At 58.1% G+C, this 26,734-nt stretch carries 25 protein-coding genes and 1 pseudogene; 13 read left to right on the plus strand and 13 right to left on the minus strand.

Features of this window, described 5'->3' with window-relative positions; genetic code table 11:
* Positions 1-33 precede the first annotated feature (33 nt).
* Positions 34-1,428 carry a YeeE/YedE thiosulfate transporter family protein gene (locus L8V01_RS03295; RefSeq protein WP_269945716.1) on the minus strand — a complete coding sequence of 465 codons (1,395 nt, stop codon included), beginning with the start codon at positions 1,426-1,428 and terminating at the stop codon, positions 34-36.
* 275 nt (positions 1,429-1,703) lie between these two features.
* On the opposite strand from L8V01_RS03295, the gene L8V01_RS03300 reads away from it, so the two are divergent.
* Positions 1,704-3,533 carry a BCCT family transporter gene (locus L8V01_RS03300; RefSeq protein WP_269945904.1) on the plus strand — a complete coding sequence of 610 codons (1,830 nt, stop codon included), beginning with the start codon at positions 1,704-1,706 and terminating at the stop codon, positions 3,531-3,533.
* On the plus strand, positions 3,533-3,913 hold the full coding sequence (locus L8V01_RS03305) for a hypothetical protein (protein WP_269945717.1): 381 nt from the start codon (positions 3,533-3,535) through the stop codon (positions 3,911-3,913). Before L8V01_RS03300 ends, L8V01_RS03305 begins: the two co-directional genes overlap by 1 nt.
* Positions 3,914-3,947: 34 nt before the next feature.
* On the opposite strand, the gene L8V01_RS03310 is transcribed toward L8V01_RS03305, so the two are convergent.
* The 6 genes from L8V01_RS03310 to L8V01_RS03335 all read right to left on the minus strand — a co-directional run bounded on the left by L8V01_RS03310 (position 3,948) and on the right by L8V01_RS03335 (position 9,812).
* Positions 3,948-4,601 (minus strand): response regulator, encoded by a 654-nt coding sequence (locus L8V01_RS03310; RefSeq protein ID WP_269945718.1) that lies wholly within the window; start codon positions 4,599-4,601, stop codon positions 3,948-3,950.
* Positions 4,598-5,809, minus strand: a complete 1,212-nt coding sequence (locus tag L8V01_RS03315) for a sensor histidine kinase (RefSeq protein ID WP_269945719.1) — start codon at positions 5,807-5,809, stop codon at positions 4,598-4,600. Before L8V01_RS03315 ends, L8V01_RS03310 begins: the two co-directional genes overlap by 4 nt.
* 66 nt (positions 5,810-5,875) lie before the next feature.
* Positions 5,876-6,541, minus strand: a complete 666-nt coding sequence (locus tag L8V01_RS03320) for a response regulator (protein ID WP_269945720.1) — start codon at positions 6,539-6,541, stop codon at positions 5,876-5,878.
* Positions 6,538-7,149 (minus strand): hypothetical protein, encoded by a 612-nt coding sequence (locus L8V01_RS03325; protein ID WP_269945721.1) that lies wholly within the window; start codon positions 7,147-7,149, stop codon positions 6,538-6,540. The genes L8V01_RS03320 and L8V01_RS03325 overlap by 4 nt, the downstream gene beginning before the upstream one ends.
* A complete protein-coding gene (locus L8V01_RS03330) occupies positions 7,146-8,393 on the minus strand; it encodes a sensor histidine kinase (protein ID WP_269945722.1) in 1,248 nt (415 codons plus the stop codon). The genes L8V01_RS03325 and L8V01_RS03330 overlap by 4 nt, the downstream gene beginning before the upstream one ends.
* A gap of 42 nt (positions 8,394-8,435) precedes the next feature.
* Positions 8,436-9,812, minus strand: a complete 1,377-nt coding sequence (locus tag L8V01_RS03335; protein WP_269945723.1) for a M20 metallopeptidase family protein — start codon at positions 9,810-9,812, stop codon at positions 8,436-8,438.
* A gap of 156 nt (positions 9,813-9,968) precedes the next feature.
* Between L8V01_RS03335 and L8V01_RS03340 the strand changes: the two genes are divergently transcribed.
* From L8V01_RS03340 to L8V01_RS03360, 5 genes are all read left to right on the plus strand, one after another.
* A complete protein-coding gene (locus L8V01_RS03340; RefSeq protein ID WP_269945724.1) occupies positions 9,969-10,340 on the plus strand; it encodes a hypothetical protein in 372 nt (123 codons plus the stop codon).
* Between the two features lie 348 nt (positions 10,341-10,688).
* Positions 10,689-10,853, plus strand: coding sequence for a hypothetical protein (locus tag L8V01_RS03345; RefSeq protein ID WP_269945725.1), 165 nt, complete (start codon positions 10,689-10,691; stop codon positions 10,851-10,853).
* On the plus strand, positions 10,846-11,301 hold the full coding sequence (locus L8V01_RS03350; RefSeq protein ID WP_269945726.1) for a hypothetical protein: 456 nt from the start codon (positions 10,846-10,848) through the stop codon (positions 11,299-11,301). Before L8V01_RS03345 ends, L8V01_RS03350 begins: the two co-directional genes overlap by 8 nt.
* A gap of 21 nt (positions 11,302-11,322) precedes the next feature.
* Entirely contained in the window at positions 11,323-11,946 is a 624-nt protein-coding gene (locus L8V01_RS03355; protein ID WP_269945727.1) for a hypothetical protein, read from the plus strand.
* A 564-nt stretch (positions 11,947-12,510) separates the two neighbouring features.
* A complete protein-coding gene (locus tag L8V01_RS03360) occupies positions 12,511-12,750 on the plus strand; it encodes a hypothetical protein (protein WP_269945728.1) in 240 nt (79 codons plus the stop codon).
* A gap of 593 nt (positions 12,751-13,343) precedes the next feature.
* On the opposite strand, the gene L8V01_RS03365 is transcribed toward L8V01_RS03360, so the two are convergent.
* The 6 genes from L8V01_RS03365 to L8V01_RS03390 all read right to left on the minus strand — a co-directional run bounded on the left by L8V01_RS03365 (position 13,344) and on the right by L8V01_RS03390 (position 20,086).
* Positions 13,344-13,928, minus strand: coding sequence for an antirestriction protein ArdA (locus L8V01_RS03365; RefSeq protein ID WP_269945729.1), 585 nt, complete (start codon positions 13,926-13,928; stop codon positions 13,344-13,346).
* 159 nt (positions 13,929-14,087) lie between these two features.
* Positions 14,088-15,140 (minus strand): LacI family DNA-binding transcriptional regulator, encoded by a 1,053-nt coding sequence (locus tag L8V01_RS03370; RefSeq protein WP_269945730.1) that lies wholly within the window; start codon positions 15,138-15,140, stop codon positions 14,088-14,090.
* 83 nt (positions 15,141-15,223) lie between these two features.
* Complete coding sequence (locus L8V01_RS03375; RefSeq protein ID WP_269945731.1) at positions 15,224-16,087, minus strand: glycerophosphodiester phosphodiesterase family protein; 864 nt, start codon at positions 16,085-16,087, stop codon at positions 15,224-15,226.
* The gene (locus L8V01_RS03380; RefSeq protein WP_269945732.1) at positions 16,087-17,739 is read right to left on the minus strand and encodes an ABC transporter permease; all 1,653 of its coding nucleotides are present in this window, start codon (positions 17,737-17,739) and stop codon (positions 16,087-16,089) included. The genes L8V01_RS03375 and L8V01_RS03380 overlap by 1 nt, the downstream gene beginning before the upstream one ends.
* Positions 17,740-17,896: 157 nt before the next feature.
* Entirely contained in the window at positions 17,897-18,940 is a 1,044-nt protein-coding gene (locus L8V01_RS03385; RefSeq protein WP_269945733.1) for an ABC transporter ATP-binding protein, read from the minus strand.
* 96 nt (positions 18,941-19,036) lie between these two features.
* On the minus strand, positions 19,037-20,086 hold the full coding sequence (locus L8V01_RS03390; RefSeq protein ID WP_269945734.1) for an extracellular solute-binding protein: 1,050 nt from the start codon (positions 20,084-20,086) through the stop codon (positions 19,037-19,039).
* 197 nt (positions 20,087-20,283) lie between these two features.
* Here L8V01_RS03390 and L8V01_RS03395 point away from each other — a divergent pair, with 197 nt between their 5' ends.
* The 6 genes and pseudogenes from L8V01_RS03395 (at position 20,284) to L8V01_RS03420 (ending at position 26,525) form a co-directional block, all read left to right on the plus strand.
* Positions 20,284-20,421: a hypothetical protein gene (locus L8V01_RS03395; protein WP_269945735.1), complete on the plus strand. Its 138-nt coding sequence runs from the start codon at positions 20,284-20,286 to the stop codon at positions 20,419-20,421.
* 8 nt (positions 20,422-20,429) lie between these two features.
* Positions 20,430-22,003: pseudogene (locus L8V01_RS03400) on the plus strand (DEAD/DEAH box helicase).
* Positions 22,004-22,014: 11 nt separating this feature from the next.
* Positions 22,015-22,371: a hypothetical protein gene (locus L8V01_RS03405; protein ID WP_269945736.1), complete on the plus strand. Its 357-nt coding sequence runs from the start codon at positions 22,015-22,017 to the stop codon at positions 22,369-22,371.
* 172 nt (positions 22,372-22,543) lie between these two features.
* Complete coding sequence (locus tag L8V01_RS03410) at positions 22,544-23,755, plus strand: IS110 family RNA-guided transposase (protein ID WP_269945737.1); 1,212 nt, start codon at positions 22,544-22,546, stop codon at positions 23,753-23,755.
* Positions 23,756-23,952: 197 nt separating this feature from the next.
* The gene (locus L8V01_RS03415) at positions 23,953-24,762 is read left to right on the plus strand and encodes a metal ABC transporter ATP-binding protein (RefSeq protein WP_035006260.1); all 810 of its coding nucleotides are present in this window, start codon (positions 23,953-23,955) and stop codon (positions 24,760-24,762) included.
* Positions 24,759-26,525 (plus strand): metal ABC transporter solute-binding protein, Zn/Mn family, encoded by a 1,767-nt coding sequence (locus L8V01_RS03420; RefSeq protein WP_269945738.1) that lies wholly within the window; start codon positions 24,759-24,761, stop codon positions 26,523-26,525. The genes L8V01_RS03415 and L8V01_RS03420 overlap by 4 nt, the downstream gene beginning before the upstream one ends.
* Positions 26,526-26,734: the final 209 nt, after the last annotated feature.

The following is a 26,734-nucleotide window of genomic DNA, read 5'->3' on the forward strand; positions in this document are numbered from 1 at the left end:
TCTGCCTCTTCATAGTAGCTGACAATGATGTAATTATCCGCCCTTGACTACCGTGACCTGCCAGCCCGCATCGCCCGAGCGATGGAAATCACGAATCTCATGGCCCTCATCGGCCGCCCACTGCGGGATGGACTCGGTGGCCTGGGTGCAGTCAAAGTCAATGACTAGCGCCTCGCCCGGCTCCAGCTCCGCCATGACCTGCTTGGCCTCAATCAACGGGAACGGGCACACCGCGCCGAGAGTATCGAGCGCATAGCGCCCGCCACCCAACGCGCGCGCCTTCTCCTTGGCCTGCGGCTTGGTCTTGAGGGCAACCGCCCCTGTTGCCGTGGCGAAGCTTGGCAGGACCTTGTCCTCGGCGGAGACTACAGCGTTATCGACGGACTCCGCGGTGGAGTAGTTCTGCGGCTCCTGCGGTGCGCGACCCTGCGCCTTCTTCGGCTTGAGCCACAAGCGCGCGCCCGCACCGACGCCAAGTGCCATAAAGAACAGCGATACCCAGCCTTGGAAGCTAAACAAGGAGGTCTCCACCATGCCGTTGCCCACGGTGCAACCGCCGGCCAGCGACGCACCCACGCCCATCATGATGCCGCCCCAAATGGCGCGGGTTGCAGTCTGTGCATCCGGGACACGCACGCGGAACTCGCCGGCGGATTTCGCGGCAAGGAAAGCACCTACCAGAAGACCGATGACTAGGAGGGTGCCCCAGTTCATGCGGGCGGAATCACCGGTGGCTGTCCAGCGCACGATGTCCGCGGTCGGCGTGGTGATGCCGAGGCCGCCGTTGCGGCCGGCATGAGCCGAAAGAACAAAGCCCACCGTGCCAATGAGGCCAACGAGTACGGCCGCGACGTTCATATTCAGCGGCTTGGCATACCACGCTTGGCCCAGGTCCACCTTCGGGCGGCCGGCATCCTTTGCGCGGTAGTGGCGCCACAGCAGGAAAGTCACTACCCACACAACCCCTACAAGGATCCACGGTGAGATGTGCAGCGCGTCGTGGATGGTGGTTACCGGCAAGCTCCACTGTTTGAACCAATCATTCGCCCCGGCCAGCGGGCCCGATTTCATTGCGGCGGCGGAAAGACCATAAAACAGCAAAGCAATCCACGAGCCGACCAGGCCCTCAGCCGAGCGGTACCACGTGCCGGAAGCGCAACCACCGGACAAGATGATGCCCAAGCCAAAGATGAAGCCGCCGACAATGACGGCCACCGGCTTGAAATCGCTAATCTCCGGTGAAAGCACGCCCGTACCGGTAAGCAGGGTGAGGCCAAAGGCGTGAACCGAGATCAAAATGAGCAGGGCGGTAAATCCGCGCCAAGTCTTATTGAGAAAGATATCGCGCAGCATTCCGGTCACGCAGAAGCGACCGCGCTGCAGCACGGCACCGAAGACGATGCCGGTGAGAAGTCCCGTAATGATCACTGTGTCTCCTTGTATTGAGTCAGGGGCTTCAGCCTATGCCAATAAAGACAGGATTGTCTATATTTTGTGCACCAGTTGGTTCCATAATGCAGTATTTATGCACTTCATTTGCGGTTTTGCAGGCGGTGCAGGACAATAAGAGAACCGTCTAGTAAGGCAGGGACATACCCTTGCCGCGTAAGGAACTCGTGAACTCCTCTCGATCCGCCCGCGCATATAAGCGCTCCCTCGAACCCAATGACAAGGGCAGCGCCGTGGGCATTTACCCACATAACATGCACCCGGGGCTGGTTCCCGGTATCAGCGTCGAAGACCAACGCAATAAATTTGGTCTAGATAAGCCGCTATTTTTCATCACCGCCCTACTCATCGTCGCCTTCATTATCTGGGGCGTCATCACGCCAGATAGCGTGGCCAGCGCATCATCCTCCGCCTTCGGCTGGGCCATTACCAACGCCGGCTGGCTGCTCAATATCACCATGATGCTGGCCATTGTCACCATGGCCTATATCGGCTGCTCCCGGTTGGGGCGCATCAAGCTTGGCACCGATGACGAAGAGCCCGAATTTAGCTACTTCAGCTGGGTGGCCATGATGTTCGGCGCCGGCATCGGCGTGGGCATCTTCTTCTACGGCCCCTCCGAGCCGCTGTCGCACTACCTCACCCCGCCGCCGCATACGGTAGACGGCAATACCGTCGAGGCCCTGCACCAAGCCATGGCCCAGGCCCACTACCACTGGGGAGTTTCCCCGTGGGCGGCCTACGCGCTGGTCGGCGCTGCGATTGCCTACTCTTCCTACCGCCGCGGGCGCGTGCCTTTGGTCTCTTCCATCTTCAAGCCGCTTTTCGGCTCCCGCGATACGGATGGACCAGTGGGCAAGCTTATCGACATCCTCGCGCTCATCGCCACCCTCTTCGGCACCGCCGCCACCTTGGGCCTCTCTGCCATCCAGATCGGTGAGGGCGTCAGCATCATCCGCGGTGCTGGCCCTATGACGAATACCGCGCTAATCGTCATTATTGCGGTTCTCGGCTGCGCGTTTATCATCTCTGCGGTCTCCGGCGTGGCGCGCGGCGTGCGTTACCTCTCCAATATCAATATCTCGCTGACCTTAGGGCTGGTGCTCTTCGTCTTCCTCGTTGGCCCCACCCTGCTGCTGCTCAATCTCATTCCGGCCGGCATTGTCACTTACATCGATCAGCTTCTACCCATGATGGCCAAGGGTTTGTCCTGGGGCGATGAGACCATCGAGTTCCAGTCCTACTGGACCGCCTTCTACTGGGCTTGGTGGATTGCCTGGACTCCGTTCGTGGGCCTTTTCGTCGCCCGCATTTCCCGCGGGCGCACCATCCGGGAGTTCACGGCCGTGACCGTCTTCGCGCCGACAGTCATTCTTATTCTTGCCTTTACCATCTTTGGCGGCACCGCGATTTCTTTTAACCGCGAAGGCATCGCCGGCTTCGACGGCGAATCCTCCAACGAACAGGTGCTCTTCGCCATGTTCCAAGACCTACCCTTGGGCACCATCACACCGTATATCCTGCTAGTGGTGCTCGCCGTCTTCTTCGTTACTTCCGCGGATTCCGCTTCCGTGGTGATGGGAACGATGTCTTCCAAAGGCGATCCCACCCCAAATAAGCTCGTCGTAGTCTTTTGGGGACTGTGCATGATGGGCATCGCCATCGTCATGCTGCTCACCGGCGGCGAAGACGTATTGACCGGCCTGCAAAACCTCACCATCCTCGCCGCCCTCCCCTTCTGCCTTGTGCTCTTGGCCATGATGGTGGCCTTCATCCGTGACCTGCGCTCGGACCCGATGTTTATCCGCCGCACCTACGCCCGCACGGCGATGGATAACGCGATCATGCGCGGCATCGAAGAGCATGGCGATGACTTCGAATTCACCGTCCAACACGCAGAAGGTGACCGCGGCGCCGGCTACGACTTCGACTCCTCTGCCGAGCGCTATACCGAGTGGTACCAGCGCACCGATGAGGATGGCGAGAACGTCGACTATGACTTCGATACCGGCGTCTGGTCCGACGGCTACGACCCCAAACACGATAAGAACCACCCCGACTTTGAGGGTGAGAAGGAGAAATAATGGGAATCCCCGGCGACGTTGTCCTTGATGGATATACGCTCATCGAGCAACACGAAATTGACCACGAGTTCTTGCTACGCGGCTCTCCGCTCGGCACCGAAACTCCCCTGCTGTTTGCACTGACCATCGCCGGCATTGTGCTCGTTGTGGCCAGCTTCTTCCTCCGCGGAGGCAGTCGAGTCGCCGCCGGCCTGGTGGGTGCCATCCTCACGCTAACCAAGCTCTGGTGGATGCCCATCGCGCTGTGGCAGCACTTCGACGACGGCCAAGTATTTGGCTACACGCTCAAGTACTACCCGCAATACTGGCTGGCCGCCTCCATCATTGTTGGCGTTATTGCGCTTGTGGGCCTAGCCTCCGCCATTTTCCGCCGGCCCTAGCGGCCCAACCCAGCCGCGCCCAGCCCAGCTGCGCCTAACCGCCGAGCACCGCAATTGCGATGTGCACCCGGTTGGTGCCATCGATTTTGGCCAGGATGTGCTTCATGTGCGTCTTGACCGTGGTCAGCGAGATGAATAGCTGCTCGGCAATCTCGGCGTTGCTCAAACCCTGAGCCACCAGCTGGGCGATTTCATTTTCGCGCTCGCTCAGCTCGGCTAGCCCGCTGGGCTGAATCATCTCCTGCTCCGGCTGCGGCGGCGTGGCCGCCAGCCCCACCAGGTTTTCTAGCACCTTCGGGCTAAGCTGCTGTTGACCTTGGGCCGCCGCTCTTACCGACGCCACCAGCGCCTCCGGCGCCGTCGTCTTCAATAAAAAGCCCACCGCCCCAGCGCGCAGGGCGTGCAGGATGAATTCGTCGGTATCAAAGGCGGTGAGCATCACCACCGGGATATCACGCGCGCCGGCCAGCGAGTGCAGTTGCGCCGCCGCCTCGATGCCGTCCATGACCGGCATGCGAATATCCATCAACACCACGTCCGGCTCCTCGGCCAAGACAAGCTCCACGCCCTCCTTGCCGTTGCCGGCCTCGCCGATGACGCTAATGCCCGGCGCGCCTTCCAAAATCATGCGCAGGCCGTGGCGCAGCAGCGGCTCATCATCGACGAGCACCACACGAATCTCACTCACTGTACTTCCTTCCTGGGCAGGCGCAGTGTCCACGAGAAGCTTTCTTCCTCGTCCTTTACCTGCAGCGATCCGCCCACCACACTAGCGCGCTCGCGCATGCCGACGATCCCGTACCCGCCGCTGTGCACGCTCGCCTTTTCCCCAGCCTGGGAGGTGGGGTTGGACATGGTGATAGACAGGGCGTCGGCAAGCGCGGCGATGGTGATGGTCACCGGCTCGCCCGGCGCGTGCTTGCGGGCGTTGGTCAAGCCCTCTTGGACCGCGCGATTGAGCGCGTGGCCGGCCATGGTGCTAAGCTCCGCCAGCGACTGCGGCCCCGCGCCCTCCTGGTAGCGCACCTCCACGTCCATGCCCGCCCGGCGGGAGCGCTCCACCAGCGATTCCACGCCCTCGCGCGGATCAATCCGCCCCTCGCTGCGCAGCGAGTGCAGCGCCTCGCGCAGATCACCCACAGCGGCTTCGGCTTCATCGCGAATCGTGCGCGCGGATTTTCGCGTCTCCTCCGGATCCAAATCCTCGCGGTAGGCTAGCCCGCCCGCGTATACCGCGATCATGCTCAGCCGATGCGAGAGCGTATCGTGCATGTCCCGCGCAATCCGGCCGCGCTCCTCCTGCCGCGCAAAGTTCTCCCGCGTGGCCATTTCCTCATGCGTGAGCTCCGCCTGCGCTTGCAGCGCAATCGTGCGCTCCTTCTGGTTCGAGCGAACCAACCCGACGACTAAAACCACTACTGCTGGGCCGAAGATGCCGAAGAAGAATCCCAGCTTCCCGGGAGCACTAAGCCCTTCGCTTCGAGATAAATCGAGAGTGACCAACTCCGAGGCCACCATGGCCGCACATACCGTCGCCATCCACAACCGGCTGCGGCGCGAGGCCGCAGAAAACGCCGCCATCATCACCGAAGGCCGACCCTCGGCAATCGAAACCGTCGCCGAAATAATGGTTGCGGCTACCAACGCGCTGCGCGGGCCGGGCTGTGCGCTGCGCGGGTCACGCTCCCGCGCAGCATGCCGGAGAGCAAAGGGCAATAAGATCCACGTGCCGATCATCACCGCGAAAAGAATAAACAGCCGTCCGGAGGAGCCATCGGTCTCGCTGAACCGGACGGTAAAGACGACAAAATCGCCTATCACTGCCACCGCGGCGATGACAAGCTTTTGCCACAGCGGGCGCTGGAGCATCGCGTCGGATTTTCGGAATAACTTCATAACGCGCACCAGTTTAAGCTGGCGCGCCTCCCGCGCGGTATCCCCCGCAGGGAGGATACTTCGGCCCTAGCTGCGCGCTTCCAAAACCATGATCGCGATATGCACGCGGCTCGTGCCGCCGATCTTTTTCAAAATGTGCTGCATATGGGACTTTACCGTGGCCATGGACACCACGAGCCGGTCGGCAATCTCCTGGTTATTCAAGCCCTGCGCCACCAGCTCGGCGATTTCGCGCTCGCGAGAGCTAAGCGCGCCTAGGCGCTTGCGGGCGGTGCGGGTGTGGTGCGAATGGGCGTCGTCAAGCGCGGGCCCCTGCATGCCTACCAGCTTGTCGACGACCTGCCGGCTCAACAGCGGCTGCCCCGCCGCGGCCGCACGCACGGCCGCCATGAGCGATTCCGGCGGCGTCGACTTCAACAGGAACCCAGCCGCCCCGGCACGCAGAGCCCGCAGGATGAAGGAATCGGTATCAAAAGCCGTGAGCATGATGATCGGCACTGCGTGGACGGACAGAATCTTCTCCACGGCCGCGATGCCATCCATGACCGGCATGCGAATATCCATCAGCACCACATCGGGCTGCGCGTCGAGCACGGTAGCCACCGCGTCTCGCCCATTGCTCGCCTCGGCCACGACCTCAATATCGGGCGCGTTGGATAGCAGCAGGCGCAAGCCGCTGCGGACTAGAGCTTCGTCATCAACGAGCACTACGCGCAGGGCATCGGCCATCATGCTCCCTTTCCCACTGGTTGATTCCACCGCGCGCGCCACAGTTGCGAGGCGACGGGCGTATACGCCACTGTAACCGCCACCACTGCCGCGAGCGCTATCGGCACGATTCCCACGTGGCCGGCCACTACGCCGTTGAGGAACGAGGGCACGAGAATATCGTTTAGCTTTTCGAAGATTTTGGGGAAAAAGTCGATGACTAGCGTGGCGGCAATGAATGTCAGCGCAGTCTGCAGGAGCAACGTCCACAGGCTTACCCGGTGCAGCCGCTTATCGACGTCCGGCTTCCCCACCGCCGCAAACATCACCCTCGCGCCTTGCCCGCGAAACTCCGGCACGACATAACCGCGACGCTCCACCAGCTCGATGCGGTCTGCGTCTTCGGGCGCGTTATCGTCGCTGTGCCCGCGCAGGAATTCCAGGCTATAGGCCGCATCATCGGTATCGGTATAGCTGAGCTTGCGCGAAGTTCCGTCAACAGTGGAGGTAAAAAGACTGCGCTTAAAGTCTAAGTACTTCCCCGTCCATCCCTCACGGGCCGTGGTTTCTTCTAGATCGATGCGCATGAGCCCGTATTCTGGATGGCGCAGTTGCCAGCTCATCTCGCTCATTGCGCGGCCTCCTTGTGCGCTAGCGGTAGCTGGATACTCCATCCGAATTCCTCGCCTTCCTTTCCTTCTGGGCTTGCCTGGTTAGCCGCGATGCTCATGCATCCGCCGGAAAGCTCCACACGCTCGCGCAGGCCCACCAGTCCGTAACCGCCTGTGGTGTCCGCGCCATTGCCCGTGTCGGTTCCTGCCTTCCCGCGCGACACTGGGTTTCGCATCTCGATGTCCACCGCGCCGGCCGTCTCGCGCACCGTGATGCTTACCGGCTGGCCGGGCGCGTGCTTGCGTGCATTCGTCAGGCCCTCTTGTACTGCGCGGTGCACGGCGTGCTGCGCCATCGTGGACAACTCGGCAAAAACGTCCGGGCCGGCACTGTCCGCGTAGGTCACCGTCACCTCCGTGCCGGCCTCCCGCGCGCTCGCGACCATCTCCTCTAGACCAGTGCGCGGGTCCTGGGAAAGGTCTTCGCGCAAAGCGCTTAAGACAGTGCGCAAATCCTCTACCGCATTCTGGGCCTCAGCGCGGATGGTGCGCGCTGCTTCGGTAAACTCCTCCGGCACGTCCTCGCGCGGATAGCTCAGCGCACCCGCATGAATGGCCACAAGGCTCAACCGATGCGAGAGCGAATCGTGCATATCCCGTGCGATGCTCTCGCGCTCCTCTCGCCTTGCATGCTCCACCTTGGCGCGCATCTCTTCCCGGTTCATCCGGGCTTGCTGCTCCACGCGCCACCGCTTTTCGCGCTGATTGCCGCGCTTTTGGCCTGCAAGCAAGCCCGCGACCATCACAACCACGACGAAGACGGCACCAACCCACCCGATCTCGTCCCAGCTTAAGTACGGGTTAAAGCTAGTTTCTATTGCAAACGCCACGACAAAGCAGGCCACCGCGGCCGCCGAGCGCGAGGTCGAGCGGCGGGAAACCATAGAAATGAAGGCCACGACTCCGCTCACCACGCCAAAATAAGAGCTTGACCCCAGCAATACGATGCACCCAGCGATGAAGCTGCGGGTGGAGCCGGCATAGTCGACGTCGGAAAGCTCGCGCGGCTGGTGCTCCAGCGCAAAGGGCAGGGCGATAATACCCAGCACGCCCACCGCAAACCCGGTGCAGATATAGGGCCCATACTCCGCAAACGACGGCGAATACTCCTCAATGTCGAGGTTCATCAGCACCATGCCGATGAGCCAATTCGCCACCGCGCAGGCGGCCACGATGCCCGCCGTACTCCACTTCGTTCTGACCATGGCCTCAAGCTTAAGCCGGCGGCCATAGTCCCTAAGGATGAATTATTTTTGCACCCCGGCCGCATCGCGCATGGCCTTCGTCTGCGCGGACGGATGCTCATTTTCGGTGGCCAGGCGCTCAAACGCCACGGCAGCCAGCGCCGCGGACTGCATTCCCAGCACGGAGTCATCAAAACGCATCATCGGCGAGTGGTTCCACTCGCGCTGATTTTCGGGTTTTTCCGGATTAGCCGTACCCATCCACATAAACGTGCCCGGCACCTGCGAGAGGACGTAGCCGAAATCCTCGGAGGCCATCATGGGGGCGTCGAAGGGCTGGACGTTCTCCGCGCCGAACATCTGGCCCCACAAAGTGGCGGCGAATTGATTCTCGCGCGGATTGGTCTTGGTGGTGGGGTACAAAATCTCGAATTCCACCTGCGCGGTGCAGCGGTGCGAAGCAGCGACGGAGCTGGAGACCTCCGTAATCATCTGCCGCACGGCGTCGATCTTCTCGTCGCGCAGCACGCGCACCGTTGCGCCCAATGCCGCGCGCTCCGGGATGGCGTTATAGGCTCCGTCGCCCGCCCACAGATTGGTCACGGTAATAACGATGGGCTCGAGCGCATCGAAGCGGCGGGTCAGCGCGGTCTGCAGGGACATCTGGATCTCCGCCAGCGCCGCCACCGGGTCGATGGCATCGTGCGGGCGAGAGCCGTGCCCGCCTTTGCCCAACACCGTAATGGTCAGGTTGGAAGAGCTGGCCATCATCGGACCCGGCACATAGTGGAAGGTGCCGCGATCCTGCGGGCCGACGTGGAGGCCGTAGGCGGCAATGGGGCGTCGGCCAGCGGCGTCGAGCACACCTTCCTCAATCATCGGCAGCGCGCCGCCCGGGCCTTCCTCGCCAGGCTGGAACATGAAGGTGACATCGCCGTGCAGCTCCTCGCGGTGCTCGCACAGAATCCGCGCCGCACCCACCAGGCCAGCGGTGTGCAGGTCATGGCCGCAGGCGTGCATATACCCATTCGTCGACGCAAACGGGCTGCCGGTCTGCTCGCGCACCTCGAGGGCGTCCATGTCCGCACGCAAAAGCACCGACACCGGCCGCTCGCCGCGCTGGCCGCCGCGCAGCACGGCCACCACCGAGCTCAAGTCCTGGCCCACGTGGATTTCCAGCGGCAGGCCCTCCAACGCCTCCAGGACCTTCTTTTGCGTGCGCGGCAGGTCGAGGCCGATTTCCGGGTTGCGGTGCAGGTCGCGGCGGAAGTTCTGCAGCTCCTCAAGCATCCCGTCACCCATTTCTTGGAAAACCTCGGTGGCCACCCGTTCACCAATGCGTGCACGCGTAACCGGCAGCGGCGGCAGCTGCTGGGCATGGCGTGGAGCGGCCAGGCGTCCGGGGTTGGTGGGGCGAATCCTCTTGGTCGGGTCAGTCATGGGGGCTCCTTTTCTCGCTTTCGCATTCGAGGGTACAGCAGGTTATCCACAGGCCGCCGGCTGGGCTCGGGGCTGGTGTGATGGGTGGGGCGAGTTATCCACAGGCTGGTGCGGGTGCGCTACTGCGGCCTTGCGAGTTGTTTTAGGCTCGCCGGCATGACCCGATTGCAAGACTACGCCCGCCAACTCGCCTCGCCGATGAAACTTCTCGGCGAGGTCTCGGGCGCGCGCGAAGTAGATCTGCGCCGGCTTGGCCTGCCCCGGCAGGAAGCCCGTAGCCTGCTTGCGCTTGCCGACGTCTACTTTGGCCCCACCCCCTTCACCCGCCGACAGCGCTCGTGCCGGGCAACCACACACTGCTTGGCGACGTTGAAGATCATCGAAAAGTACGTCTCGCGCACGAAATCCAAGCGGGATGCGTGGGCACTGCGGTCGGAATTGTGCGCTACGGACCAAGACGTGGAGCGACTCGCGTGCACGCGGTTGAAAGAGATGTATCCGCCGCGACAACCCAAGAAAGTGCATTAGGGAACATCATGGATTATAACAGGGTCCAACACTGTTAAATAATGCATAGCATTCCTATCCTGCATAAACATCGCGTCACCGGCACAAATGCTATTTACGACGGTTTTAGGCTAAATCTTATGGTTTCAGGTCATTACCCAGAATGTAACAGGGTACCTAAATGTCATATAAAAACATAGCGCACGCAGCCTCTATAAGCCCTTGCGCGCTCCCTCATAGTCTGGTTATATTGAAAGTGCAGCAAAGAGATAAAGTACCCGTAATCGAGTGCATAAACTCGGACCTGTATTTATATTATGCATTTTGTTTTTGAGTCCAGTACCGGACGTAATTCTTAAAGGATTTTTTATGACCACTCAATTGAAAGAGAGGGAGCGCAGAACATTAGCGAAGGCTAATGATGATGTACGCGCTTATGTAGACGAAGTTGTACGCCGCGCCCCGCGCTTTAGCGCTAAGCAACTTGACAGTGTCACCGAGGCCCTCAATGCCAAGGAGGTCCGTAATGGATAACGAGATTCTGTCTTCTATCTATGTCACCAATGGTGTTGATACGTACAAGGTCCTCGACACCCTAGCGGAACTTGAAGACGTGAAGAAGTCTAAGTCTTCGACAAAGACCAAGTCTTCAAAGACCGCAGCGGTTGACCACACCCGGTCTCCTCCTCTTCTTCGCCCAACGTCGATTCTTGTTAACGCCGCCGCCCTTCAACTAGTAGACGAAGAGGGCTTTTGCGATAAATCAGCCGAGGATATGTCTCAGGAGATACTGACGCGTATTCATGCTGTCTACGCGGAAAAGATACTTGACCATCGTGACAAGCACGAGCAAGAGCGCGACGGAATGGACTTCATCATGTGGCGCGTAACACAAAATCTAGAGTTGCAGGACCTAGACGAGCTGATAGATAAAGCACTCGCCATAGGAGATGCGACTACTACCCTAAGTGAGAACTACTAACCGAAAGGATATTCATACATCATGTTCACCCTTAACCAAAAGACCAAAGAGGCGAAAGTTACCTACTGTGAAGTTGATGGTGTCAAGGTAGAGACCGAATCTAGTAACCCAGAATACAACGAGCTCATAAAAGACCTCGCCAAAACCACGCCGGACATTTTCCCGCACATTGTGGGGTGCAAAATGACTGCCCGTTATGTTGCCCACCGCGTAGAAAATTTGGGAATTGTCGTAGCCACCGGCATCGAGTACCTCCATCCCTCTACGACGAACATAAACGTGGTCATAGCCCCCGTAGAAGATAACAGGGTATCTATCATCATCACCCGAGACTTGAACTGGGGCAACAAACTAGATGCTGAAACCGGTGAGTTATCCACCTACGACCACGCAGCTACCGTCACTATCAAAACATGGGATTGCACAGACCACTCAGCCGGCAAGACCTACTCGTCGGTTGTTCGCGAGGTGGGACACCAGCTTAGCGAGGCGGTACGGACATCTAATCCGATAACACTAAACGCGTACGGTCAGAGTGGTGGTGCCGACGTAAGAGCGGTCACCCTTGAACTGGACAATATTATCGCCGAGCTGGGTAACCGACTGCACAAGTTCTACGGCCACAAGCTAGAGCCCAAGAAGTAGCCACTAACCACCGAGGGGCGATTCCACCACCGTCGCCCTTTTCTAAATCATAAATATTCATTTAGAAGTCGACCACCAAAACACTGGGATTAGCCTACTCTGCAGAGTAGTTACCACAACACCCTCTGCAGAGTAGTTACCACAACACCGAAGACATTTAAGCGCAAGAAGAATACGAAGGCGGCATGGCAGGATACTTATACCGAACTTGTCTTCAGGCTGCAGGAATTCACGTTCGAAGACTGGAAGGATATCCAGAGCTTTATGGCCAATATCGTATCAGTACTCTAGTCCGTAACCGTAGCGTCAGGAGTAGGTGTATCTTGCGCTATGACTACAAAGGCACAACGCCCCTTTATCCATGCATTAATCTTGAAGGCCATAGCTACTATGTCCACCGACTAGTAGCAGAGACTCCCATGGATTGTTACCCAAGTCACAAGGTGTGACCATATCAGCGGTCATCCATTCTACTGTCGCCTGAGCAATTTCCGCCGTGCTACCACGTAGCAGAGCCGTCGATATCAGAATGAGCGCCGCCACGCTGCAATCAATGAGGGCCGGGTGTTTGAGTCCGGCACATCGTTGCATACCGTCAACCCTGGTACGTGCCCGGAAGGGCATGAATTGCGACTTAAGGATACGGCTAAGGCGGTTTATTTCTGCCCGACATGTCGCAGCAATAATAATAAACGCAATATTGATTTCGTCATTAGAATGCTAAAACACTTAAATAGTATTTTAACTTATACTCCTTATGTTGATGCAATCCTTGAAGAGCAGCAACTGGATGTTGCTGCATAGATTTTAAGCCGACTAGGCTATCGAAGGCCTCGCCCCTCGGGCGGGGTCTTTTTTAAATGTGGGTATAAGAGAGGCGTCGGCTATGCCGACCGAATGCAGGGGGTTTGCCCCAAATGAGCCACTCTCTCTTATGCCCTTTTTGCTCCTTGCGCCCTTAGACCGGCTACGACGGTCCTTGGCGCGGTAAAAATGTACGATGACGTGGATAAATGGGTGATAAAGTACATTTCAAAAGTACCCATTTAAACACGTCTTCGGGTATTTTAAAATTAAACCGCAGGTTTAAAACCCATGGTCAGGGGATTTTTAAAGTATCCAATTTTTCAAATTGGCGCACTATCGTGGCACACGATGAAAATTGGCCGGGTTGGAGCGATTTTCGCTGCAACCAATTTTAAAATTGCCCCGTTTAAAGGGGCTATCATCACGTAGGTGTCCCACCCCGGTGGCACTCTTGTCACCTCGTGGTGGGTCAAAAAATAAACCACCCGTAGGTGGCTTTGAGGGACTGACCTCGCTTGGTCAGTATCTAGTCGCTGTATGGTAAAAAAATAAACCCCGCTACTGCATAAGCAGCAACGGGGTCTTAATGGTTAGAAGTTTCGGTAGATGAATACTCCACCCTCGCGGGCGTCAGTGGTGGTAACGGTATAGTCGTAGGATAGGTCGCTTACCCAAGAGTCCCAATCAAAATAGATTCGTAACGGGGAGCCGGGGTCGGTATCTTCCATCAATCCAGTGTCTTCGGCGAGATTTAGCGCGTACTCATAAAAGCTCGGCCACCATCCACAGAACTGTTCTTCAAAAGTGGCAACATCAGGTACATTGTCCATATCTTCAACAACAACACCATCTTCTGCCCAACGACAAAAGGCGGGCCATAGTGTGTAGCCGATCTGCTCATATGCAGCAGTCCATGCTTCAACGTTTACCGGCTCAATTGAATAGCCTTCTGGCACACCATAGGAACGGAATATTATCGCGCCACTACACCTATCTGTCATGGGATATCCATTCCACTCATGCACGTCTTTAGCGGTCGGAACACCTTCCCATTCAGATACTTTAATAAATCGCCCTTTGTCGATACCGTCGACGGTGTAGCAGTGCTCGCACATGACAAGCGCGCCAGGCTCGCGCTCTAGAACTGTATCGGGTGCTTCTCGTTGGGTGAACATGCTCGGTCCTCCTTGTTAGTGACTGACTTGCCACCACTTATCCCGCACCGGGTCGCTACCCGGTGTGAGGACATAAAAAATACCCCTGCACTCACCGCTCTCTACTAGATGACACTTGATTTCTCCATCCAACAAATGGGGAACAGTTCACGTTCCCGATTAGCGCCCGCCGCCTGAGAATTGATGAGCCGTGGCCAGCGTGCGCCCTGGCACAAAATGGCCCACTAGCGTTTCATGAACCACGGGCTGCCGCGGGTTTTCCAATCTTGAAACCATTACCTGAGAGGCCCGTGCCACTACCCCTTCAACAGGCAGCCGAATAGTGGCTAGACCGAGATCCTGCCACCTCGGAAACACTCCATCCACGCCAGTAACGCTGACAGCTTCAGGAATTTTCAAGCCAGCCATAGTGCAATAATCAATGAACTGCAAAGCTCGGTCGTCTGCGGGAAACATTACGCAAGTAGCGCGCCCGGAACTGACGAGTTCCAGAACCCGTTTTATGGTCGCCATCCGTTTGCTGTCTTCCCCAGCATCAACGACTGCAACGTCCGCCCCTGCTTCTCGAAGGGTTCGGATCATCGCTAGCGACCTGTGCGACTCGGATGAAGACACCTCAGCGGGAACATTCACGACACAAACAGTCTGATGACCATGATAGATAACATTGTTCGCCACTATCTCGCCATGCGCGTCCTCGTCGTAAGAAATCGCTGTAATCTCATCGTGGAGTTCCGGACGCCCGATCGAAATCATCGGGACAGTATCAAGGAAAAGTTCCACGTCTGACGGGCGGATGGAGCCGGTCGCAAGAAATATGCCGTTGACACCGAGTTTTAGCATCCGGTCGAGCGCCGAAAGCTCGTCGGCGGTGCGGCCTCTGATTGTGGGCACCGAAGCAACGAGCTGGAAACCAGCTTCTTCTGATTGGCGCTGAAGCTGCGAGTAGAAGAAGCCGTAGTAGGTGCTCGCGGGATTTCGAAGCAGTAATCCCACCGTCGGAATCTCATTCTTGCGTCCCGCTAAGGTTTGAGCTGCAGCATTAGGCACATAGCCTAACGAAGAGATTGCATCGTTTACTCGGGCGATCGTTTCTTTGCTAACCGAGGAATTCCTGGTCATTACTCGAGACACGGTTGCGCGGGAAACACCCGCAACGCGCGCCACATCATCCATCGTGACGCGCGTTGTGTAGTTGCGTGTGTTGTGCATTGACCGGCCTCGAGACAGTTGACGGAGAAATGGTAAGCGCCAATTCTAATTGCCGCCGTCAACCGATGCCGCTCAGCCCCCCCCTATTTGCGCGATGAGAGGAAGCGGTTGAGCAGCATCGGCCAATCGGTCTGGATGATGTCGGCGCCGTGATCTACAAGGAGACCCCAACCCTTTTCAGGTTCATCCAGAACCGAAACTTCGTCGTCCCAACCGAGAAATAGCGGAACACGGTTCGGAAGGTTCAGTGCATTGAGCTGCACCAAAAGCTTCGCGTCATGCAGATTCTTTGCAAGATCGGGAGATGCCAACTCCGAGCCATCATTCTCCGCGACAATCTCGATTGCCATAGTGTTGATCCCGCCAAGCGAAAGGACGAGATCCACTTCTTCGATCGTTTTTACAATCGGCATGAATGGATACTTCACCGGGTGGGAGGCAAGCTCCTCTAACCACTGGATCGATACTGGCGCTTTTAGCAGCACCCGGTCTGCGCATTGAAAACTATCGAGGAACGGCAACAGTCTCTGCCAGTAATTCCACGACCGGTCGATGTTGATTATCGTATCGGAGGATGACTCGAGAATGGTCGCGAGTTTTTCGACCCCGCACTTCTCAGCCTCGGCTGAAACAAAAGTTTCATATTGCAGGCGCTCCAGCTCCCCTGTTGACAGGGTTAAGATGTCTTGGTCCAACCCAAAGTAGTGACCTTCGTAGCCGTTGTGAAACGTGAAGAAATCACCGTCGGTCGATTCGATAACATCAATCTCCACAATGTCGGCCCCGGAGACTACCGCAGCCCGAACTGCCTTGGCTGTGTTCTCAACGATACTGCCCGAGTTCTGCCCTCGGTGAACAGCCACCAGTGGTTTCTTAGCTCTGATTGCAGACAAGAAGCGGTGGTTTATGTCTTGATAGGCGGGATCACCAATTACATCGAATGCCATTAATTCATAACCTCGTTCATTTTAGTCGGGAGCGCCCTACGGCGGAAGATGTTCCTCAGCCATCCCAATCCGAATCGGCGACGGGCGTGAGACGGCTTGCTGCTGCGACCGTAAACCGAGTAAAGCACCAAGCTAGAAATGATCATCAGGAGCACCGTGTAAACAAACGTGAGCGCAGTCGTATCATTCAAGGTGTCCGACTCAGTTGCGTTGTAGATGAAAATGCCTAACGGCTGGTAGAACGGGTGCGCAAGGAAGATTGCGGTGTCGTAGTTGTCCAACAACGCATTGAAGTTTCGAGCAGTGATTGCCGCAGCGACAGGCAATACGATTGGCAAAAGGATCTTCCTGAAAATATTGAACTCGCTAGCTCCAAGCAGTGACCCAGCTTCCTCGAGATTGTCGGGGACACCTGTGTAAGAGGCCTTCAGCATCCTGAGCGTAAATGGAATTTTCTCGATTACGTAACCGATTGCCAACAGAATCACCGTGCCAGAAAGAACCTGCCCGAACACCAGTGGCTGCGGTGTGCTGAAGGTAAGCAGGAGACCCAATGCGATCATCGTTCCCGGCAGCAACCAAGGGATGTGCAAGAGGTACTCGAGCCAGATTGTCACAGTATTGCGGTGTCGCTGGATCAAGCGTGCGACAAAAAGCATCGCAAAAACAACCACCACTGAAGCAACCGCGGAGTACGCGATCGAGATAGCGAACGGTTTGATGGCGGCGGGATCCGTGAAGATGCGTGCGTAGTTGCTCAGCGTGAAATCTGCAAAGCGAATCTGACCGCTGCTAATCGCCGAAGCATTAGTGAACGAGAAAATGACGATTAGTACGGGCGGTGTGACATAGATCAGCCAGAGGAGCCACGCGAGGAAGTGGACAATGGCATTCACCACTGGGTTGTCAATCTTCTGTTTCTGAAGCGCAACCGGAACTTTAGACACAGAAAAGTAAGTTCCGCCCTTTTCGGCACGGTTAAGTATCGCCAGCATGATGATCGTCATGATGCCCAGGAACATAGCTAGCGTCGCAGCAAGGTCGCGAGAACTGACAGTCCGAGAGAAGGTCAGAATCATCGGCGATATCGTCTGGAAGTTCTCTCCGCCAAGGATCAAAGGGGCGGTGAGAGCTCCAAGGCCTCCAAGGAATGTAAGAATCGTGATGGCGAACACCATGGGTCGAAGGACTGGTAGAACAACCGCTCTGAATGTTTGCCATGTCGAGGCGCCCATCTGTTTCGACGCTTCAATGGTCTGGTAGTCAATCTTCGAAATCGAGTCAGAAAGAAACAGCAGGTGACTTCCCGTCCCAGAGAAGGTCATGACCAAAATGACCGCGAGTGCACCTTTAAACCAGTTGGTGTCCATCTCGGGAAAGATCCTCGCCGCCGCGTTAGTCAGGTAGCCGTTCGAACCGTAAATCAGGTTGTAAGCCGCAACCATAACGACACCGCCGTAAAGCAGCGGCGTAGCGAATCCGAGAAATAGAATCCGGGAGCCCTTGATGTCAAAGTAGCGGGTGACGAGAACGATAAAGATGCCGACCACGTTCACCGTGATGCAGAGCGCGAATGCGAGAATGATTGAGTTTCGAAGCGACTTCATCGCACGCTCGGAAGCAAACAGCTTGGAAAAACGTCTAAACTCCACTCGCCGTTCTGTCTGAACACTCCCAGTAGGAGTGAGAGGTTCGGCCAGATCAAGAAGGTGATAAGAACGTATGCCATCACGATGAGAACCACGATGTTGAGGGGGGACTTCAACATCGAGCGAATCGATAAAAGGTTTTTATTCATCGGTTCATCTCCTACTTCGCTACCCGGCGACCGTCTGCGTCGAAGCTGTTAATGGAGGAGTCTTCTAGCAGCAGCGTGACTTCGCGGCCTACGATGTTCTGTGGGATTGGCCCCGACACGTTAACCCGCAAGGGAGCGCCGAGCGCGTTGACCTCGAGAACGGAGTGGTCACCCAGGTAGCTTTCGCCGACAACTGTCGCGGGGAGTCGTAGGGCGCTGCCGGCACTCGACTGAGCTTCAGCAGGTTGGATCGTCAGTCGCTCTGGCCGGATATAGTGCGTGTGCGACGGAGAGAGGTGCGCTCCTTGGTTATTCAGCTCAGCAATCTGAGCTTCGCTGAGCCCATTCACCTGCCCGAGGAAGGTGCAGACAAACTCCGTTGCCGATTCTTCATATAGTTCGCGTGGGGTGCCAACCTGTTCGATGCGCCCCTCGTTCAGCACAGCGATGCGGTCGGACATCGAAAGGGCTTCTTCTTGGTCGTGGGTGACGTAGACCGTGGTGATCCCCACCTCGGACTGGATGTCCTTCAGCTGGATACGCAGCTGCTTTCGAAGGCGCGCGTCGAGGTTCGACAACGGCTCGTCGAGGAGCAGAATACTTGGTTCCATGACCAGGGCTCGCGCGATAGCAACGCGCTGCTGCTGGCCGCCGGATAGCTCAGAAATTTGCTTACCTAGTTGCTCGTCCGTGAGGGATACTTGCCGCGCCGCTCTGGTGGCCCGTTCTGAAATCTCACCCTTCGGCAATTTGGCCATTTTGAGGCCGAATTCAATGTTGTCGCGCACATTCATCGACGGGAACAGCGCGTAGTTTTGAAACACCATACCAATCCCGCGTTTTGACGGGTGAGCGTAAGTTACATTCTTACCGTCAATCGCAATCATTCCTGAAGACGGTGCAATAAAGCCTGCAAGTGCGCGAAGTGCGGTGGATTTACCGCATCCGGAAGGGCCAAGGAAAGTGAAGAACTCACCCTCGTGGACGTCGAGGTTGAAGTCGGGGATTGCAACAAAGTCGCCATAGACAACCTTGATGTGGTCAAACTTGATCATTGGGATCTCCGAAGTGGCTTGTAGGAAAGTTTTTCAGAATAAAAGCTTCGTCTTCAGGAAACGAGGCTTTAAGCCAGATCGTGGTTCGGGCGGACCTTACAGGTACTGCAGCTCGATCTTTTCAATCCAAGACGGAAGGTTCTTCGCTACAGTCGGCCAATCAATGTCCTGGGCCTTGAAAGAATCAGTCTGCTGAACAGCATCTTGGTTAGCCCCAGCGAGGGCATCCTTGTTCACGGGAGCTGTGAAGAACTCGTTTGACCACGCAGCTTGAATTTCGCCCGAACCGAACCAGTTGATGAACTCCTCGGCCTTGGCGTTGTCACTGCCTGCCACCTTTGCAATGTGCTGGGTCGCCATCGGCACACCAATCGCAGGGTGAACAGCGCTGGTTTCGATACCGTACTCCTTCTCGCGGTTCGCCTTGCCTGCCAGCCACATCTGACCAGCGTCAACTTCATCGGCCTTCATGCGGGCGTAAAGGTCAGTACCCTTCACGGACTTCACACCGTTGTTGAAGTAGGCTTCGATTGCGTTCCATCCCTCGTCGGACACACCCAAGTCGCCTGTTTCGTCGAGATAGCGGGAGAGGATACCGGAAAGCACCATCTGCGTAGTTGCGCCGCCAAGACCAGACGGAACCTCATAGCGGTTGTGGAAGCGATCTTGTTCCCACAGGTCAGTCCAGTCCTTTGGAGCGTCTGCTTCGGTGCATGCCGCATCGTTATAAACGAGCATGATTGGCTCGCGCACGATCGGCCAGTACTGCTCATCATCGCCGAGACCCGCCTCAACCTTGTTAGACCAATCTGGCTTGTACGGTTCTAGGACCCCATCAGCTTTCAGATGCTCAAAGAAGACATTGTTCAAACCGAAGACCACGTCAGCCATCGGGTTGGCTTTTTCAGCAACGAGGCGGTCTTGAATTTCACCACCGCCGAGGTTCACAAACTCAACCGTGAAGCCGGCCTCAGCCGCCTTCTCAGAGAGCCACTCACCGCGGCCGTCGGAAACGGAATTGGAGTAGATGACGAGCGGATCGTTCGAGCCGCCTTCAGAGGACGAGCTGCAGGCCGTTAGGGAGATAGCGACGGCAGCCGAAGTGATCAGCGCGGCTGCTTTCTTCAAGATAGAGGTGTGATTCACGAAGATGGCCTTTCGATGAAAACTAAGTGGGATCAGGAAGCGGTCCTCGTTCGAAACGGGAACTCCGAATCACCCGTGAACGCGCTTTCATCGGACATTATTCACCCTGGTGGTAAAACTTCGGTTACGAGTAACTTAACCTGGCGAAAATTTTTGGAAGCGCTTTCATTACTTGAATCGCAAGCTGTCGCTATAACATGAACTGGTCAGATGGGTTTGGTACTTGGTCTGCTCACATCATGCTCAAGCACATGGAGCCGCAAAACCTGCACTTACCCGCAGCAACACTCGCGATGAGTGCTGCGTTGGTGCAGGCGACTACCCCGCAGGCATAATGTCCCGTATGCCTTTAGGTGACGGTCCACTCATTGTTCAGTCGGACAAGGCGGTCCTCCCCGATGTCTCGCACCCGGAAGCGGGCGCGGCACGCGCGGCACTCGCACCGTACGCGGAGCTCGAGCGCGCGCCTGAGCACATCCACACCTACCGCATCACCCCACTTACACTGTGGAACGCCCGCGCCGTCGGCTTTGACGCCGAGCAGGCCGTGGACGTGCTCGAGCGCTACTCCCGCTTCCCCGTCCCGCCGGCGCTGCTCGTAGACGTCGCCGAGACCATGGCCCGCTACGGCCGGTTGAAGCTGGTGAAACACCCCGCCCACGGGCTCATCCTGGAGGCGGACGACCCCCCGATCCTCACCGAGGTCACCCGCCGCCAGAAAATCCAGCCCCTCATAGCGAAGCCTATCGACGACCTCACGGTCCCCGTCCACCCCTCCGCCCGCGGCCAAATCAAACAGGAGCTGACGAAGCTGGGCTGGCCCGTGGAGGACCTCGCCGGCTACGTCGACGGCGAATCCTTCTGGCAGGGCGGCTCCGGTGTGGTGGTCTTACCCTGCAGCGCCGACAAAACCATTGTCGGCGCGGCGTCGATGGCGCAGGCGCAGACCACCACCTTGATCTTGGTCACCAACACCGTCGCCGGCCGCCAGTAGCGCGACGAACTGCTGCGCCGCACCACCCTGACCACGGAAGAAATCGGCGAATACTCCGGTGAGAAAAAGGAGATCCGCCCCGTCACCAGCGCCACCTACCAGGTGGTCACCCTCAAGACGAAGGGCGAGTACCGGGCGCTCGAGCTTTTCGACTCCCGCGACTGGGGCTTAATCATCTACGACGAAGTCCATCTCCTGCCCGCCCCAATCTTCCGCATGGCCGCGGACCTCCAGTCGCGCCGCCGACTGGGACTGACCGCCACACTCGTGCGCGAGGACGGCCGCGAGGACGACGTGTTCTCCCTCATCGGGCCCAAGCGCGACGACGCCCCTGGAAAGAACTCGAGATGGCCGGCTACATCGCCACCGCCGAGTGCGTGGAAGTGCGCACCACGCTTACCGACGAAGAACGCCTCACCTACACCACCGCAGAGGCCCGCGAACGATATCGTCTGGCGGCTTGTTCGGCGGGTAAGCTGGAGGTCGTCGACAAGCTTCTTGCGACGCATAAGGGGCAGCAGACCTTGATCATCGGCGCGTACGTGGAGCATCTCGAGGAGCTCGCATCGCGTATCGACGCTCCCTCGGTCGACGGAAAAACCACCACCGAAAAGCGCGAAGAGGCCTTCCAAGCGTTCCGAGACGGCGACATCTCCACACTGGTGGTGTCGAAGGTGGCGAACTTCTCCATCGACCTGCCCGAAGCCGCCGTGGCCATCCAGGTCTCCGGTACCTTCAGCTCGCGACAAGAAGAAGCCCAACGTCTGGGGCGTTTGCTGCGGCCCAAAGCCGACGGCGCGGAGGCAGTGTTCTACACCGTCGTTGCCCGCGACACCCTGGACTCCGAATACGCCATGCACCGGCAACGCTTCCTCGCCGAGCAAGCCTACGCGTACTGGTTGGTCGATTCCGCCGACCTTTAGACTTGAATGCCATGAGTGGCATGAAGGTATTCAAGTTCGACGTCGACGAGGACTTTGCGAAGCAGCACAACGAAATGGTGCGCGAGACCAAGAACATGGTGCTCTCCGGCATCGCGCTCTTCATCCTCAGTATTGCCGGTGGCATCGCCGCGTGGATCTTCATCGACCCCACGTCGCCGTGGCGCCTCCTCGCCTCCGTTGGCCTGATCCTCTTCGGCCTCATGATGCTCATCGTCGCACTCATGTTGCCCAAGTCAGTGGGTAAGACGCAGGCGCTTTACGACGCCCACCCGCTCGCCCGTTACCTTGTGAGTGTCCCCGATAATGGGGATAGTCGCTGGTCCCGGTATGGCTTACCTGCCCTGTAGTTTCCATAATCCGGGGGGTGTTGCCGCCGGGTGCCAGGACTTTCGATGACAGCTGATAGGGACACGGCCAGTTTTAAACTAGGTCTCTTTGTAACGTGGGTGCTTGCAACGAAGGTCATGACACCAGCGACTGGAACAACGCCATACCCATCTCGTTTTCTAGGAGCTCATCATGTCTCCGGAGCATTCCATCGACATATTCCTTGGGTTAGACGTCAGCAAATCTGAACACCACGCCTGCGCCTTAGACCGTGATAGCAACAAGGTCTTCGACAAACCGTTGCCTCAACTCGAATCCGAACTAGCAGGCGTTTTTCACCAGCTTCAGAAGCTTGGCACCGTGCTCGTGATCGTCGACCAACCCAACACCATCGGCGCACTACCGATTGCTGTAGCCCGGGACTGCGGTTGCGAAGTCGGATACCTGCCAGGTCTTGCGATGCGCAAAGCTGCAGATCTCTATCCGGGACGTGCAAAAACAGACAAACGCGACGCATTCATCATCGCCGACACCGCCCGCACAATGCCCCACACGCTACGTGCCGTCGACCGCAATGATGAGGTACTCTCCGCCCTAAAGATGCTGTCCGGCTTCGATGATGACATCGCCCGCGATTGCACTCGCACTGTCAATCGGCTTCGCAGTGTCCTCACCCAGATCTACCCCAGCCTGGAACGAGTTTTTGCTGGTAGCACCCTGACTCGCACGCCGATCCTGGAATTATTGATCCATTACAAGGGACCGCAGGGGCTAAAAAGAGCCGGATACCAACGAGTGTTGAACTGGATGATCAAGCGCACACGTAAAGACCCCACCCCGCTGGTAGACGACATTTTTACAGCGCTGAAAGCTCAAACAGTCACCGTGCCTGGAAGCGATGCCGCCGAGTTAGTAATTCCTCAACTGGCTGCAAACATCCAGGCCCTCAAAGAGCAACGAAACACCATTGCTGAGCAGGTTGAAGAGATGCTCGCTGATTTCCCTCTTTGTGAGGTCTTGATGAGTATGCCCGGAGTCGGCATCAAGACCGCAGCGCAGATCCTTCTTGCGATCGGTGATGGCTCCGACTTCGCTAGTGCTGGCCACTTAGCTGCTTATGCTGGAATAGCACCCGTGACTAGACGATCCGGTTCGTCGATCAGAGGTGAATTCCCGGCACGGTCAGGCAATAAACGACTGAAAAACGCCTTGTTCTACTCCGCATTCGCAGTTATCCGCAGCCACGAACCGTCACGGCGGTATTACGAACGCAAACGCGCTGAAGGAAAACGCCACAACGCAGCAGTCATCTGCCTGGCACGACGCCGATGCAATGTCATCTACGCGATGCTGAAAAACAAGGAGTTCTTCCGCGAAATCCCGCCACGCCCCGTCGCCGCATAAAGCCCCAAAGACGAAGCCGACCAGCACACGCTGGCCGGCTCCTAGGCACGCCTAAGAAACTACTCCCAAGACTGTGCTCGTCAACATCGGTCTGGCACTTGACAAAAACATAGGGACACCCCCCAACACCACCCCACCCCAAAGTTCAATACATTGAATTTGGTGATTCATTGAACTGACCACTATTCTTGGCTGCCATGAGTATTAGCGTCCAGAACTTGAGCGTGAGCTACGGCGCGAACACCGCGATTCGGAACATCAGCTTCACCCTCGACTCCCCCGGCATGCACGGCATCATCGGCCCCAACGGCTCAGGCAAATCCACCCTCATGAAGGCGATGCTCCAGATCCTGGACAAACACAACGTCCACGGCACAGGCCCCACCGGCGCCCCTGCCGGCTACCCCGTCACCCTCGACGGCAAGGCCCCCGCCGAGCAGCGCCGCGCAATCGCTTATATCGAGCAGCGCTCTGACCTCGACCGCAACTTCCCCACCAGCGTCTTCGACACCGTCCTGATGGGCACTTACCCGCGCCTGGGTCTTTTCCACCGCCCCGGCAAGGCCGAACGCGAAGCAGCCACCCAGGCTCTCAAGGACGTCGACATGTGGGACTTTCGCCACCGCCACATCAGCGAACTCTCGGGCGGACAGTTCCAGCGCGTCCTCTTTGCCCGCGCCATCGTCCAGGACGCGGAGTACATCTTCCTGGACGAGCCCTTCGTCGGCATCGACGTCCCCAGCGAGAAGACGATCGTGACCCTGCTGCGGCAGATGGCGGACGCGGGCAAGCACGTCGTCGTCGTGCACCACGACATGAACACGGTGCGCGGCTACTACAACGACCTCATCGTCCTCAACGGCGAGCTCGTCGCGGCGGGTCCCACCGAGGAGGTCTTCGTCCCCGACGTGCTGCAGAAGGCCTTCGGCGCGCTCGTCATCCGCGAGCCGTCAGCACCAGCCCACCCCACGCCACGGCAGGCAGCCCTCCAGGAGGAGACAGCATGATCGCGGAGTTCCTCGACTCACTACTCAGCCACGGCTACCTGCAAAACGCGCTGATCACCTCGGTGATCGTGGGCGTGGCCTGCGGCATCGTCGGCAGCTTCATCGTGCTGCGCGGCATGGCCCTGATCGGCGACGCCATCTCGCACGCCGTACTACCGGGGGTCGCGGCCTCCTACCTGCTCGGCACGAACCTCTTCCTCGGGGCGGTGGTCGCGGGTCTACTCGCCACACTGGCGATCGGGCTGATCGGCGAACGCTCCACTGTGAAGAACGATTCGGCGATCGGCATCGTCTTTTCCACCTTCTTCGCGATCGGCGTGCTGCTCATGGCGAAAGCGCAGACGGCGACGGATCTGACGGAGATCCTCTTCGGCAACGTCCTGACCGTTCAGGACGCCGACCGCAACCTCTCGATCGGTATTGCCGCTGCCGTGCTGATTCTCACGCTGGTCTTTTACAAGGAGCTCAAGCTCAGCACCTTCGACCCCGTCATGGCGCAGTCGGCTGGCGTGCCCGTGCGGGCAATCCACTACGGGCTGATGGTGGTGCTCACGCTGGTGACGGTCATTTCCCTGCAGACGGTGGGCGTGATCCTGGTGGTCTCCCTGCTGATTACTCCGGCGTCGGCGGCGTACCTGCTGACGAACCGGCTGGGAGTGATGATCGGGCTTTCAGTGGCGCTCTCGGCGCTCAGCTCCGTAGTGGGGCTGTTCCTGAGCTATAGCTACAACGTGTCCTCCGGCGTGACGATCGTGCTGACCGCCAGCGCGCTGTTCCTGCTGGCTTTCCTCTTCGCGCCAGGCAAGGGACTGATTGCTCGCTCGCTGGGCAATAAGCCACTGGCCGCGCTGTTGGCCCTCCTGGTGGGCGGTGCCCTCGTGTTCGGGGCCGTGACCTTCTCGACGGAGGAGAAGGCAGACGGTGAGCAGCTGAACGTCGTCACCACCTTCACGCTGCTGGCGGACCTGGTGGAGGAGATCGGCGGCGAGGCGGTGGACGTCCATAACCTCGTGCCGACCGGCACGGACCCGCACGACTACGACCCCCTGCCCGCGGACCTGGATGCGACGAGCGACGCCGACCTGCTGTTCTACAACGGGCTGAACCTCGAGGGCGGTGAGCACGGCTGGCTCGCGAAACTGAAAAACACCGCGGGCCTGGACGATTCCCAGATGGTCGAGGCCACCAAGGGCGTGGAACCGAAGTACCTCAAGGACGAAAAGGGCAATCAGGAGATCAACCCGCACGCCTTCCTGGACCCGACCGTCGGCATCGCGATGGCCGAGAACGTGACCGCGGCGCTGGCCGAGGCCCTGCCCGAGCGTGCCGAGCACATCGAGGAGAAGGGGGCGGAGTACAAGGCCATGCTGGAGAGCATCGACGCCGACTACCGCGAGCAGATCGGTGCGCTGCCGAAGGAGGATCGTGTGCTCGTGGCCAGTGAACATGCCTTCCAATACATGGTCGACACCTACGGCATGGAGCAGCTGTATATCTGGCAGATCGACACGGATGAAAACGGCTCCCCCGCGCAGATCGGACACCTCGTGCGCCAGCTGAAGGACAAGCGCCCGAAGCACCTGTTCGTGGAGTCGAACGTGGATACGCGCCCCATGAAGACCGTCTCGAAGGAGGCCGGGATTCCGATCTTCGACGAGCCACTGCACTCCGATGAGCTCGGCAAGCCGGGCACGGTCGCGGGAACCTACGAGGATTTCCTGCGCAGCAACTTGAAGACCATGATCGCGGGGCTGAAGCGCTAAAACGCGAATGCTCGAGGCCCACATGCGTTGGGCTTCCCCGGTCGCATTCCCGTTACCTTGTGAGTGTCCCCGATAATGGGGATAGTCGCTGGTCCCGGTATGGCTTACCTGCCCTGTAGTTTCCATAATCCGGGGGGTGTTGCCGCCGGGTGCCAGGACTTTCGATGACAGCTGATAGGGACACGGCCAGTTTTAAACTAGGTCTCTTT

It is taken from the genome of Corynebacterium curieae (genome assembly GCF_027570035.1).
GTDB classification, from domain to species: domain Bacteria; phylum Actinomycetota; class Actinomycetes; order Mycobacteriales; family Mycobacteriaceae; genus Corynebacterium; species Corynebacterium curieae.